The following is a 13,320-nucleotide window of genomic DNA, read 5'->3' as shown; positions in this document are numbered from 1 at the left end:
GTGGGAGGGTCTTGTGTATGGCCACCGTCCCTTACCGCCTCATCCGCAACCTCATGCTTGCCGCAGGCGTGCTCTACTGCAGCCTGCTGCTCGAGGCGGCCGCCGGGTTCCCGCTGGATGTCCACAGCTCCTTTCTGAGCGAGCTGGGGGCGCGGGACCAGTCCACGAGTCTCTACGCGCGGGGGATGGACCTGGCCACGGGTGTGTTGCTGCTGGTCGCCGTACTGCTGGCCAGGCCGGTAGCGCGAGCGCAACGGGAGCTGACCGGGTTGCTGATCAGTACGGCGGTGTTCGGGCTCGGTACGTTGTTCGACTCGTTCTCGCCGATGGACTGCGCGCCGTCGGCCAGTGCGGCGTGCCGAGCATCTGAGGCGAACGGCCAGGTCGGGGTGGCCTTGGTGCTCCACGAGGTGACGTCGACGCTCGCAGGTCTCGGGAGCATCGCCATGGGCGTCTTCGCGGTCCTCGTACTCCGCAAGAACGGCTGGGGCGGTCCGTGGGGTAAGGCAGTCGCCGTACTGGCCGGAGCGGTCGCTGTGACCCAGACGTGGCTCGGTCTCCAGACCGGGAGCGACGTCCTCACCGGCAACGAACTGGATGCCCCGGGCATCCTGCAGCGCGTCTCGGTCGCACTCGTCTGCTTAATGCTGGGGACAGTGTTACCAGCATTGAGGCACGCTTTATCTCGATGACCGTGACGTGGATCGTGGTGCCCGGGCTGGCTGAGACTCCGGAGGAGTTCGGCCGGCTTGTCGAGTTGCTCCCGGACGAGGACGTTCGCGTCATCGACCCGTGGCGTACGCCGATCGCGTCGGACGTCGACGCGCTGCGGGCGGCTGCCGGGGTGCGACCCGATGCGGAGATCGGGCTGATCGGGCACTCGATCGGTGGACTCGCGGCCCTGCGCTGGGCGCTGACTCGGCCGCTCGAGGTCACCCGACTGGTGCTGGTCGACAGCAGCCTCACGTCGGAAACGGGATGGCGTGCGTTCTATCCCGGGACGCGGGGCGACCGAGCGGTTCGCGCGGTGGCGCGGTTCCTCGGACGGGTCGGCGTACCGCAGCTGCTCGGTCCCGCGCTCCGACGGTTGATCGTGCGGCTCGGCAGCACGTCGAACCACGACCTGTTGTCAAAGGCAACAGCCAAGGCCCGGTACGGCGAGGCCACGTCGTGGCTCCTCTTCTGGGACGAGCTCGCAAGCAGCTGGGAATTGGCCGCAGAGGTGGCCAAGCTGACCGCCGGCCCGGTCAGCACGATCGCCCCGACAACCCTCCTGGTAGCAACCGGCGGCACCTCCCGCCCCACCGCCAAATCCTGGCTAGCAGGCCAACAACACCTGGCCAACGCCCTGCACGCAACAGTCGAGGTCCTCCCCGACTCAGCCCACCTGGTCCACCTGGACCGCCCCGATGCGATCGCCACCGCCGTCCGCCGATAGCTGGAGTGCGTTTACAGCAGCAACTTGGCAGTACGGCGAAAGTAGCCGCCACGAATGTCACTACAGCCCCGATAGCGGCACTATTTTGCCGATATCGGCACCGAAGCGGTCTGGGCCGTAAGTTCGTCGGGGGTCGACAACGGTTCCTCCTGCACCGGCCGCCTCGGTGCCCTGCTCCAGGAACCGACTCGCAACCATCTGGCCGCACCAGCCGTCGGGGTTGGGAAAGAATTCGTCACGCAGTGGCGAATAGTTACCCAGCTCCCCCGGGTCGGGCGTCATGGGCGGCTCTCGACGAACTTGCGGTGGGGGCCACGAAGTACTCGTAAGGCTCGTGGTGTTGCCCGGAAGCAAGCCTCTTCCGCTCCGCCCCCTGGGTGTCGTACGCTCGCTCCACTGAAACAGTCGTGGCAGTGATTTTCTGTAGTGGGTGGGCACAATGAGTTATCGGTGGACATGGTTTCTCGAAGATGTCGGGGCGCACTGGCGGCGGATTCATCGGCTGTACGTGAGCCGCGCGTACAGCTGGGGTGCCTGGTGATCGTCATTACGTGCTCGGTGTGTGATCGGCGCATGTTGCTGCCGATGAGCATGGTGACGGGGCTGGACCGCCGGGTTGATCTGGCGGGACAGGTGCTCTACGAGCTCACCTACACCTGCTGGTGTGGTGCGCCCGGTGTGAAGGTCGTGAAAGGGCCTGTGGCGGCTAGGTAGTGCTGGTCATCGCCGGTGTGGGCAGCTTGCGTTGCCAGACCTCGTCGAGGGCCATGCGCATCGCACCGGTCACCACAGCGTCCTCGGCCAGGGCAGAGAGCTCCAGCTTCGGGTGATTGAGCGTCAGTAGGCGCAGCTGGTCCGAGATGGCGTCCAGCAGTACGGCGCCGGCGCGGGCGACACCGCCACCGATCACCACCGCGGTCGGGTCGAGTACGAGCACAGACGGAGCCAGTGCGCGCGCGAACGTCCGGGCGACCTGCTGTACGACGGCCTGCGCTACCGGGTCACGCTCCGCCGCAGCGGCGAACACGTCCGCGGTGTCCAGCTGCTCGCCACCCAGCTCGGCCAGCCGCGACTTCGGGTTGTCCAGCGCGGCCTGACGACCCAGTGCCGCGATCGCCTCCGAACCGACCGCGCGCTCGAGCGGTCCGCGGCTGTCCTCCGGGTTGATCACGTCGTCCGTGTCGGTGGCGATGAAGCCGATCTCACCGGCCGCGCCGGTGCCACGGTGCAGCCGGCCGTCGATGACGATGCCCGCACCGAGCCGCTCACCCCACTGCACCGCCAGCAGCGTCCCGGTACCGCCACGCGCGGCGGCGATCGCCAGTGCGGCGAGGTTGGCGTCGTTGTCCAGCATGACCGGGCAGTCGAGCAGCCCGCGGACGTGCTTGATCAGGTCGATCGCCGACCAGCCCGGCACACTCGGGACCAGCTGGACCCGGCCGGTGTGCTCGTCGACGATGCCAGGGCTCGCGGCGACCACGGCGGCGATGTCCTCGGCCGGCACCTCGGCCTCGGCCAGGGCCTCGTTGATGACCTCACCGATGACGCCGAGCAGCTCCTGTGCGGTCCATCCGGGTCCGGAGCGACGTACCAGCGACAGCTTGCGGCCGGCCAGGTCGGAGACGCCGACGGTGACCCGGTGTGGGCCGACGTCGAGTCCGAGCACCGGCGCCGCACGCCCACGCAGTGAGACGCGGATCGCCGGGCGGCCGAGCGAGCGGTCCGCGGAGTCGGGGCCGTGCTGCTGCAGCCAGCCGGCGTCGAGCAGCTCGTCGACGGCCTGCGCGACCGTCGGCCTGGCCAGGCCGGTCCGTTCGACCAGCTCGGCGACGCGCAACGGTGCGGGCGCGGAGCGGCGTACCGCGTCCAGGACCGCGGCCACGTTGATCCGCCGCAGCATCGTCGTACCGCCGCCGCCGACCGTTCCCTTGCTCATGTCCGACCCCTTGCTTGCCACCCGCACAGTATAGATAGCGAGCGTTCGTAAATACTGTCCATTGACCGCATCGATTGGCGGATACCGGTGCGTGAGTCGACAACTTAGTCCTGAAGCACGGTCCTGGCGAAACTGCTCAGGGCCTCCCGGTCCGGTTGCTGGGTCTTGGTCATCAGGCTGGCCACGTGCTTCTCGACGGTTCGCGGCGAGATGTGCAGCCGGGATGCGATCGACTTGTTCCCGATCCGGTCCACCAGCAACCGGCACACCTCGTACTCGCGCGTGGTGACGCCCATCTGCCTGAGGTACGCCGGAACCTGTTCCGAACCGCTCCGCCGTTGTGACACTGTCGCACCGAACTGCCGCATGAGGCTGCGACACGCACTCGCCACCGCCTGGATGTCGGCGTTGTGGAAGTAGTCCTCGGCCTGCCGCAACCAGGCGACCGGTTCACCCCACCCGTCCGCGTGAGCGGGCTCAGCCACCAGCCGGAGGCCGAGGTGGTGCGCCATCGGGTACAGCGACGCGGTCTCCGCCGCTGCGAGCACCATCTCGTTCGCCGCCTCCACCTGACCGTCGCGTCCGAGCAGTACGGCGTGCGCCAGCTGGACGAACTGTTTGTTCCACCGCATGCCACTGGCAGCAGTCGCAGTGACCACCTCGAAGTGCGCCCAGCCGTTCCGCCCGGACAGCACGCCGAGCAGGAGCGCGAGACCGTTCTTGCCTGTCAGGTGCAAGGTGGTCGGGTTCTGAGCGTCGTAGGCGAGCGCCTGCGCCAGCTCAGAGTCGGCCAGCTCGCGGTTCTCCTCCAGCAACGCGCAGAACGTCCGCGCCAGTCCATAGGAGTACGGGAGCTCGTATGACGCCCGCTCGCCGCCCCAGCTCGCGACCTCGGTCAGGGTCGCCTCCATCGCGGACCGCCGGCCCTGATGCGCTTCCAGCGTTGCCTTGATGGTCAGGAAGTATGTCGCGGGCCGACCCATCCGCAGTCGCCGGGTGACCCGGACACCCTCGGCGATGATCTCGTCGGCCCGCGCGTACTCGGACCGCAGGATCGCTTGCTGGCCGAGGATGCTGTCCACCTCATACATCAGCGGGATCGCGCCGATCCGCAGTGCTTGCTGCCGGGCCCGCTCGAGCTCGACGATGCTGCCGTTCGCGAGGCAGATGGTGCCGGCCTGGAAGAAGTGCGAGGTGACCCGCTGGAACGTCATCCCATGGTCTTCGGCGATCTGTCGCGCCCGATGGAAGTAGTCGATCGACTGATCTGGGTCGTGCTCGCGGGCCAGGATCCCCAGTAATTGCAGGGCTTCGCAGGCCACCTCGGGCAGCTCCGCGCGTTCGGCCGCCGCGGCCGCGCGGGTGGCCAGCTCGGTCGCGGCCTGGATCCGCCGAGGGCTCTGGCGGGCGAGCTCGAGGTTCGCGGCGACCCCGTCGACCGGCGCGAGGTCGGCGTCCTCGGGGTCTGTGCCGAGCAACGAGCGAGCGGCCGCGACATGGCCGAACGCGACCGACGAGCGTCCCGCCATCATCTCTGCGTTCGCGAGCTGGACGTACAGAGCGGCGAGCTTGCGGCTGTCGAGGTTGCGGTCGGCCAGTTCGTCGACGGTCGCGGTGTGCGCGGCGATGTGCTCGAAGCCTCCGGTCGCACTGAGCGCGAGCAGCAGCGAGCCGAGGACCTCGGCCCGGTGGCCGATGTCGGGATCGCCGGCGAGCAGGGTGTTCGCGCGGTCCAGCAGGTTGGCCGCCGACCCGGTCGAGCCCTCCTCGAACGACCGCCGTCCGGCCAGGGCGAACAACCGGCCGGCGCGGATCGTGTCGCCGCCGGATTCGGCGAGTTCGGCGACCATCGGGCACCACTCGCCCGGCAGACCGGGATGCAGTTCCTCGACCGCGTCCGCGCAGCGCCGGGCCAAGTCCGAGCGCTCGGTCGGTGTCAGGCCGGCGAGCAGCGACTCGGCGGTCAGCGGGTGCCGGAACGCGTACCAGTCCGGGGCCGGCTCGTCCGGACCGACTAGCTGAGCGGCGAGGCCGGCCCGAAGAGTTGCCAGCAGCAAGCGTTCATCGGTTCCGGTCGCCTTGCGGACCACGGTCAGCGGGAACCGGTGCCCGATGACAGCCGCCAGCACAAGAATGTCCCGCGACTGCGGTCCGAGTTGGGCGGTACGGCTGCTGATACTGCGGACCACAGCCGGCGGGACGTTCGTCTGCAGGTCGTCGACCACCTGCACGCTGCCGTCCGGCCCGGACACCAGTTGTCCGCTGCGGTTCGCCTCTTGCAGCAGTTCCTCGACGATGAAGGGGATTCCGGCGCTGTCGCTCCACAGCTGGTCTGCCAGCTGCTCCGGCACGCCGTCGACCGGAACCTCCAGACAGCCCGCGGCCAGCTCCGCCACCTCGCTCCGATCCAACGGGCGCAGCTCGATCAGCTCCGCCGCACCGCGCTGGGCCGACAGTTGCGCCATTTCGTACGCCGCGCAGATCTCGGACCGCATCGTCGCCACCAGAGAGATAGGCTGCTCGTCCAGGTTGTCGAGCAGGTACTCGATCACCGCGAGCGTCTCCGGGTCGGAGCCGTGCAGGTCCTCGAGAACCAGCAGACAACCGTGGTCCCGGCCGACCAGAGCGAGCAGCCGCAGCACTGCCTCACCGAGCACGACGGGTGACGCAGCCGTGTCGTGTGCGCTGCCGTCGTCCCAGTCCGGCACGAGCCGGCCGAGAACTTGCCGGTACGGGCCGAGGCTGTCCGTCATGGGCATCTCGCCGCGCCGGATCAACGAGAGCAGAGCCTCGGTGAACGGGCGGAACGCAACCATCGTTCCGATCGCGCCGACCCGTCCGCGCAGCATCGTCATACCGGCGTCGAGGGCCTGGGAGGTGGCGGTCGCGGCCAGTCGGCTCTTGCCGATGCCAGGCTCGCCGACCAGGAAGATCGCACCGCCGTGGCCGTCGCGGGCTCCGGCCAGCAGGCGGTCAAGGCTCTCGAGCTCCTGGTCTCGGCCGACCACCCTAGGCGAACGGGTCTGCATGATTGCCAACTGTAACGACTGATGGTTGTCAGCGCAGGAAGTTCGCCGGTGACCGGCCGATCAGGCGAGCGGCCGGCCACTCGGTCAAACGTTCGCTGGCATCGTCCAGCGAATCGTTGGCCCTAGAGCGAGCCGTTCGGCCAGCCGTCGGGGGCCATGACGGCGACCGCCGCGGCGCTCATGCCGACGACCCCGGCGAGGGCCATCGCCCGGGCGCCGACCTTGTGCAGCTTCGGCAACGTGATCGGGCCGAGCGGGTCGGTGCGGTCCGGCGTCGGGTGCTGCTCGTCCACCGGAGTTTCGTGCTGAACATCGTGGTGCTGGGCGGTCATGCTGTTCCCCTTGTCACAGTGTGGGGCTCTGGTGCTGTGCCTCACCGCGGCCCGGTGGTTGGTTCCAGCAACAGCACGGACGGAACCCGTTCGGGGAACGCAAGTCGGAGCAGCCCGTACCCGATCCCTGCCAGACCGGTCAGCAGGCCTGGAGACGGTACGGCGTTAGGTGTCCCGCATTGCGGTCCGTACTGCTGTACTGCCGCGAGCACCAACCCGGCACGACGTCGCCGTGCCGCCTCTGCAGTTGGGTGCTCACGTTCGGCGAGCCACACGAGTGACTCCACCGCGCCGAGCTCGCCGTGGCACAGACTCAGATCGGCGAGCACCGGCCGTTCTGTCGCGGTCCTCAGATAGGAGGTGAGGTCCGCGGGTACTCCTGCCGCCGCCCGGGCCAAAGCGGTGCCGGCGTCACCCGAGCACCACCCGTGGCCGCCCGGAACATCCCGGCGGTCCAGATCGGCGGCCGCTCGGGCGGCGTCGGCGTACCTGTCACCAGGTACGCCGAAGTGCCCGAGCGACCACGCGATGCCCTGGTAGCCACGAGCGAAGCCGCGGACCGCTGCTACTCGGCCACGGAGCCCGCTCTCGACTGTGGCTACCAGGAGGTCTGCATACCGCTCGGCCAGCCGGCCGGCGGCCGGAAGGCCTGCTATTGCTTGCATCGCGGCCAGTCCACCCGCCGCGCCTTCGGCGTACGACGGGAAGTCGGTGGGGTCCAGTGCGACCTGCTCGCTGAGCTCCAGGGACGCGGCCAGCCAGGTGGTGAGGTCACTGTCGCCGAGGAGCGCCGAGAGTAGGTTGAGGCCGTAGCTGATGCCGCCGAGCCCGTGGAACCCGGGGCCGATCAGCTGAGCGGACTCCAGGTCACCCGAGAGGGCTTCGAGCAGTTGCGGGATCGGGCGGATCGCATCGCGGGCCAGCTCGCAGTACTTGCCGGCTCCGGTCAGTACGCCGACCTGTGCGAGGAAGAGCGCCGTACCCGTGTAACCGTTGGACAGGCCGGCGCCCATCTGACGGACGGCCCAGTAGCGGTCGTCGAGCAGTTCGAGGCCGAGCCAGTTGGCCAGGCCGCCGGGCTCGCTGATCACCTGCGCCATGACTTCGTCGGCGATGTCCACGGCCGCGGCCAGCATCTCCTCCGGGTCCGGTGCGGTCGCCCCCACGTGTGGCCGGGTGGCCGCACCGGTGTGGGTGATCGGGCCCGGGCGGGTGGCGAGCGATGCGGAGACCAACCACGCCTGGCGGTGTTCATCGATGTCACCGAGGCTCGCGACCTTCGCCTGGACCGCGGCCAGGCCTTCGGTGGCAAGGACATCGGCGACACGCGTGCCGTCGGACGCCCACAGGTCCCGGCTGTCCGGGCGCGCAGTGAACAGCGGTACGTCGCCCGCCCACAGGTCGGCCAGCTCGCAGGGGACGATCGCCTGCAGCGATTCGTCCGCGTCCCACAGCAGGTCGAGCAGCTGACTGCGGCCGGCCGCGTCGCGCAACGCGTCGGGATGCGTCGACTCGTCCAGCAGGGTCCGGTACAGGCTCGTCGGGCGGGCCACGAACCGCATCTGGTCGGCAGCACAGGCCGCCAGCAACCCGTCCGGCCCGAGCAACTCGTCGCGGTGCCAGGCGATCGCCTCATACGCGGCCCGGAATCCGCTCAGCAGGGCGGGTTCGTGATCCCGCGGCTCCATCAGTTGTCCGTCGAGCATCGGACGGTTGGCAGCGCTCCGCGTCTGCCCAGGTCGCCGGACCAGGTGCATCGAGTCCAGGCCGGCGTCGGCCCAGTCGGCCACGCTCGCGGCTGTTAGCGAGCCGGTGTGCCCGCCCAGCCCGGACACGTCCGAGACACCGTGCTCACCCGGCACGAGCAGCGGCAGCAGTGCCGTGCGGTACACCGATCGGTCGAGCGCTCGGTGCGCCGGATCGAGGGCCAACGCGGACACCGGCACCGGACTGGGGTGGAACAGGGTCTCGATATCCACCAGTACCGGCTGGTCGCCTGCGGCGATCAGGTTCTCGACGTGCATGTCCGTGCCGTCGAGCACGTAGAGCAACGCCAGCAACGCGCCCTGCCGCTGGTAGAACCGCCGTACGCCGGCAACGTCAGAACAGGGCTCGTGAACGACGTACTCCAGCCAGCCGTAGCCGTCGCAGGTGAGTAGCCGGACCGTGCGGATGCCCAGCGACGCCTTGGTGTTCAGCCAGTCCACGAAGGTGTTGAAGTGCTGGTGCAGCTCGAGCGGCCGGGGCTTGTAGACCACCCGTCGGCCGTCCGCGAAGGTGAGGATGGCGGTGCAGCGTCCGCCCCGGTGCGGATCGCCACTGGGCTCGATCGCGGTCAGCGCACCAGGGTCCTGGCCGTCCAGCAGTCCGGTGACGAGAGACTCGCGGTCCTCGGCGAGCCGTGCCAGTAGCTCGAGGTGTCCCTCGACGCTCTGCCGGCACGACTCGCCCAGGACCCGGGCAAGCACCGGGTAGGCGGCCAGAAGCTCCGCCAGTTCGCTCCCTCCGACGAGCCGGTGCGTGAAGTCCAGGAAGCGCGCGGCCGGGGTGTCGCCGGCCAGCTCGCCGCGGTCCCGGGCTCGGGCGAGCTCCAGGACCAGCGTGCGAGCGGCCAACGTCACCAACCGGAGGCCGAGTCGTTGCAGGAACTCCTCGGTGACGGCTCCGGTATGACCGGCCGCGGCCAGATCCTGGCGAGCCGAATCCAGCAACGGCTCCAGGCAACGCATGAGCGCCTGCCGCCAGTCCGTGCCGGACCCATCCGCTGTCGCGGCCGCCCCACCTGAAGTGTGGCCGCCGGTGACACCGGTCCCTGCAGGGTCTCGACCGGCGGCAGGCGCGCTCGGTGGGAGAGAGATGCTGCGTTCCACGTACTCGGCCCAGGCCGGCGCGGACCGGGTGAGGGCGTGGATCTGCTCGTGCTGCCGCAGGCCCGCGGACCACCAGATATCTGGCTGGCCGGTGCGGATCGCGGAGTTGAGCACGCGCTCAGGCTGCCACCGCCCCCTGGGCCCGGGCATGGGTAGTCAGCCCCCATATTTGCGCTGTGATCGGCACCTAGACGGACTGTGGTGGCAGCAGGCCGGTGGACCGGAACGATGCCTGCGCAGTACGGTCCGGAACAAGAGCTCCGAACACCCAAATTCACGCTGCGGAAACACCCCGGCGGATGGGGGCATAACTGCCGGAAGATGGGGGGCGAACCCCCATGCGGATCGGGCCCGTCGCTGCGACCGTGGGCTGGTGCTCACTCCACCTGTTCCCGGTTTGACTGTCTCGGCTCACTCTGTGCTGGACGTCGTACCGCAGCTGCCCGGTCAGTCGGCTGCGGCCGCGCTCCGGGAGACGGCGGAGGTCGCACTGGCCGCTGATGACCTCGGGTACCGCCGGTTCTGGATAGGGGAGCAGCATGGTGTCCGAGGCGTCGGCGGTGCAGCACCGGCGGTACTGGCAGCCGTCCTGGCTGCACGAACGGATCGCATCCGGTTGGGGGCCGGCGGGCTCCTACTGACCAACCACCAGCCGCTGGTCGTTGCCGAGCAGTTCGCTGCGCTCGCTGCGGCGTACCCGGGTCGGATCGACCTCGGTGTCGCGGAGCAGAGCACCGTTGCGCCCAGTACTGCGGCTGCACTCGCGAGTGGTGCGCGCAACACGTTTCCGCAGCGGCTCGACGAGTTGTGCGGGTTCCTGCGCGACGGTACGCCGGGGCGGGCGCCGGTAGGCGACGTACGGCTGTCGCTGGCCGGCCAGGCACCACCTGTGTTCGTACTGGCCGATCGCCCGGCTGCTGCGATGACAGCCGCTGCACGTGGGCTGCCTGTGTTCCTGGCGCATCACTGCGCGGCGGCGACGACACCTGCCGCGATGGCGGCGTACCGCGAGCACTTCGAGCCGACCGGGCCGAAAACGCGGCCGTACATCGCTGCGACGGTCGGAGTGGTGGCGGCGGACTCGGACGAGGAAGCGCTCATCCGGTTCGCCGAGTATGTCCGCGTGCAGAGCCGCCTGGCCGCTGCTGGAGCGCGCGCGACGCCGGGGGAGCTCATGGCGTTGCTGGAGCCCCCGCTGACCGGTCGTGAGCGCGGTAAAGCCGAACGGCTGCTGGACTATCCGGGGCACATCGTCGGCTCCCGTGCGACCGTCGCGGCCGCCCTGGGCGGGCTGGTCGTCGAGACGACCGCCGACGAGCTCATGCTCGTCCCGCTGGCCTTCGACGGACTGATCCGGTCATCGATCCTGCGCAACGTCGCGTCCGCCCTGACCCGGGTCGTCCGCACGGTCCCGAGGTCCGCACCGCCTCTCATCGCCACGGCCTAAGGCCCTGTCTGGCAATCCATCGCCTACTGCGGGGCACTCGGCACGGCACCTCGCCGCACGGGTGCAAAGGCCACGATGCTCCGCATCGAGACCTTCGCCCCCGCACGCCGAGCTACCGCACCGAGCACCTCCTCGCGACGGCGCTGGATCACCAGACAGGACCTAGTCTGGGTGTATGTCACGAGAGCGCGAAGTTGTCGAGGCGTGTCCGACCGAGTTGTTCATCGGCGGTAAATGGGTGGCGGCCTCCAGGACCTTTGCCGTCGAGGACCCGTCGACCGGTACGACGCTCTGCGAGGTCGCTGATGCGCGCCCGGCGGACGGTATGGCCGCTCTGGACGCCGCGGTCGCCGCACAGGCCGACTGGGCCGCGACGGCGCCGCGGGAACGTGGCGAGATCCTCCGCCGCACCTATGAGCTGATGACCGAGCGGGCCGACGACCTCGCGCTGCTGATGACGCTCGAGATGGGTAAGCCGGTCGCCGAGTCCAAGGGCGAGATCGCCTACGCGGCCGAGTTCTTCCGCTGGTTCGCCGAGGAAGCGGTCCGGATCGACGGTGGCTACCAGATCGCGCCGAACGGTGCGAGCCGCTTCCTGGTGATGCGCCGGCCCGTCGGCCCGTGCTTGCTGATCACGCCGTGGAACTTCCCCGCGGCGATGGGTGCCCGCAAGATCGGCCCGGCGGTCGCGGCCGGCTGCACGATGGTGATCAAGCCGGCCGCGCAGACGCCGCTGTCGATGCTCAAGCTGGCCGAGCTGATGACCGAGGCCGGGCTCCCGGCCGGCGTCCTCAACGTGGTCACCACGCACGACGCGGGCGGCGTGATGGAACCGCTGATCCGTGACGGCCGCGCGCGCAAACTCTCCTTCACCGGCTCGACTCCGGTCGGCCGCAAGCTGCTCGAGCAAGCATCGGAGCAGGTCCTGCGGACCAGCATGGAGCTCGGCGGGAACGCGCCGCTGCTGGTGTTCGAGGACGCCGACCTGGACAAGGCCGTCGAAGGCGCGATGCTGGCCAAGATGCGCAACGGCGGTGAGGCCTGTACGGCGGCCAACCGGATCTACGTGCAGTCGTCGGTGATGGCCGAGTTCGCGACCCGGCTGACCGAGCGGATGGCCGCACTGAAGGTCGGCCGCGGCACCGAGGACGGCGTCGACGTCGGCCCGCTGATCGACTCCAAGCAGCGGGACAAGGTGGCCGATCTGGTCGCGGACGCGATCGCGCAGGGCGCCCGCGCGCTGACCGGCGGATCGGTTGCTGAGGGCAACGGGTACTTCTTCCAGCCGACGGTGCTGGCCGACGTACCGCAGAGCGCCCGGCTGCAGAAAGAGGAGATCTTCGGCCCGGTCGCGCCGCTGACCGCGTTCGACACCGAGGACGAGGCCGTACGGATGGCCAACGACACGGAGTTCGGCCTGGTCTCCTACCTGTTCACCAGGGATCTGAGCCGTGCACTCCGCGTCTCCGAACGCCTCGAGGCCGGCATGATCGGCCTCAACCAGGGCATCGTCTCCAACCCCGCCGCCCCGTTCGGCGGCGTAAAACAGTCCGGCCTCGGCCGAGAGGGCGGCGCCATCGGCATCGACGAGTACCTGGACGTCAAGTACGTCGCAATCAACGTCGACTGAACAGGTTTCAGAGTGGCGGCCGGCTCAGTGGGAAGCTGGAAGTTCGACTGACGTCAAGGTGTCGGCGTAAGTCAGGCCCAGGATCTGTGGGTCCAGTCGTCCTTCGTGATTGCCCAGATCTGGAGGTCGTGGATCGTGCCGCGGTACGGGAACGCCTGCCGCAGCGTGCCTTCGAGGACCATGTCGAGTCGCTGTGCCGTGGCCGCGCTCCGGGTGTTGCCGACCGCGCACCGCCACTCGACCCGGTTCAGCCCGCGGGTCCCGATCGCCCAGTCGACGAGCAGGCGACCGGCGCGGGTGATCAGGCCGCGTCCCTCCGCCTCGGCCGACAGCCAGACGCCGAGTTCGCACGCGCCGAAGTTCGCCTCGAACACCCGGAACAGCAACCCGCCGACGAGTTCACCGTCCAGCCGGATCCCGTAGATCCGGCCCTCGTCCGCCGCCTGACGGGTGGCATACCGCTGCAGGAACTTCCTGGCCTGCTCCTCGTCGGTCACCAGGTCGGCCCAGGGGATGTACGGCGAGATGTTCTCGCGCGCCTTGTCCACGTGCGCCGCGAACTCACCCGCCTGCCAGGGCTCCAGTGGTCCGAGTTCGGCGCCCTCACCGAGCTGTACTGCGAACATCAGCCCTCCTCC

The 13,320-nt window shown here is 69.3% G+C and carries 10 protein-coding genes; 5 read left to right on the top strand and 5 right to left on the bottom strand.

The annotated features are described in order from the left end of the window. Nucleotides 1–17: 17 nt before the first annotated feature. The 3 genes from E0H50_RS00145 (at nucleotide 18) to E0H50_RS44155 (ending at nucleotide 2,152) form a co-directional block, all read left to right on the top strand. Entirely contained in the window at nucleotides 18–692 is a 675-nt protein-coding gene (locus E0H50_RS00145; protein ID WP_131283468.1) for a DUF998 domain-containing protein, read from the top strand. After that, entirely contained in the window at nucleotides 689–1,438 is a 750-nt protein-coding gene (locus E0H50_RS00140) for an alpha/beta fold hydrolase (RefSeq protein WP_131283466.1), read from the top strand. Before E0H50_RS00145 ends, E0H50_RS00140 begins: the two co-directional genes overlap by 4 nt. Before the next feature lie 585 nt (nucleotides 1,439–2,023). Next, nucleotides 2,024–2,152 (top strand): hypothetical protein, encoded by a 129-nt coding sequence (locus E0H50_RS44155; protein ID WP_272948479.1) that lies wholly within the window; start codon nucleotides 2,024–2,026, stop codon nucleotides 2,150–2,152. On the opposite strand, the gene E0H50_RS00135 is transcribed toward E0H50_RS44155, so the two are convergent. The 4 genes from E0H50_RS00135 to E0H50_RS00120 form a co-directional block, all read right to left on the bottom strand. After that, complete coding sequence (locus tag E0H50_RS00135; protein WP_238150683.1) at nucleotides 2,145–3,374, bottom strand: ROK family transcriptional regulator; 1,230 nt, start codon at nucleotides 3,372–3,374, stop codon at nucleotides 2,145–2,147. The two genes, E0H50_RS44155 and E0H50_RS00135, sit on opposite strands and share 8 nt — an antisense overlap. Before the next feature lie 104 nt (nucleotides 3,375–3,478). Then, complete coding sequence (locus E0H50_RS00130) at nucleotides 3,479–6,403, bottom strand: helix-turn-helix transcriptional regulator (RefSeq protein ID WP_131283462.1); 2,925 nt, start codon at nucleotides 6,401–6,403, stop codon at nucleotides 3,479–3,481. A 122-nt stretch (nucleotides 6,404–6,525) separates the two neighbouring features. Continuing rightward, nucleotides 6,526–6,735: a hypothetical protein gene (locus tag E0H50_RS00125; RefSeq protein ID WP_131283460.1), complete on the bottom strand. Its 210-nt coding sequence runs from the start codon at nucleotides 6,733–6,735 to the stop codon at nucleotides 6,526–6,528. A gap of 41 nt (nucleotides 6,736–6,776) precedes the next feature. Beyond that, nucleotides 6,777–9,719 carry a type 2 lanthipeptide synthetase LanM family protein gene (locus E0H50_RS00120; protein WP_131283458.1) on the bottom strand — a complete coding sequence of 981 codons (2,943 nt, stop codon included), beginning with the start codon at nucleotides 9,717–9,719 and terminating at the stop codon, nucleotides 6,777–6,779. 304 nt (nucleotides 9,720–10,023) lie between these two features. Between E0H50_RS00120 and E0H50_RS00115 the strand changes: the two genes are divergently transcribed. Then, nucleotides 10,024–11,052 carry an MsnO8 family LLM class oxidoreductase gene (locus E0H50_RS00115; protein WP_238150682.1) on the top strand — a complete coding sequence of 343 codons (1,029 nt, stop codon included), beginning with the start codon at nucleotides 10,024–10,026 and terminating at the stop codon, nucleotides 11,050–11,052. 175 nt (nucleotides 11,053–11,227) lie between these two features. Then, nucleotides 11,228–12,682 carry an NAD-dependent succinate-semialdehyde dehydrogenase gene (locus tag E0H50_RS00105; RefSeq protein WP_131283454.1) on the top strand — a complete coding sequence of 485 codons (1,455 nt, stop codon included), beginning with the start codon at nucleotides 11,228–11,230 and terminating at the stop codon, nucleotides 12,680–12,682. A gap of 71 nt (nucleotides 12,683–12,753) precedes the next feature. On the opposite strand, the gene E0H50_RS00100 is transcribed toward E0H50_RS00105, so the two are convergent. Continuing rightward, nucleotides 12,754–13,308, bottom strand: coding sequence for a GNAT family N-acetyltransferase (locus tag E0H50_RS00100; protein ID WP_131283452.1), 555 nt, complete (start codon nucleotides 13,306–13,308; stop codon nucleotides 12,754–12,756). Between the last annotated feature and the right edge of the window lie 12 nt (nucleotides 13,309–13,320).

The organism is Kribbella sindirgiensis, assembly GCF_004331435.1.
Taxonomy (GTDB): Bacteria; Actinomycetota; Actinomycetes; order Propionibacteriales; family Kribbellaceae; genus Kribbella; species Kribbella sindirgiensis.
Note: the sequence above shows the minus strand (reverse complement) of the source record. Positions and strands in the feature narration are given on the sequence as shown.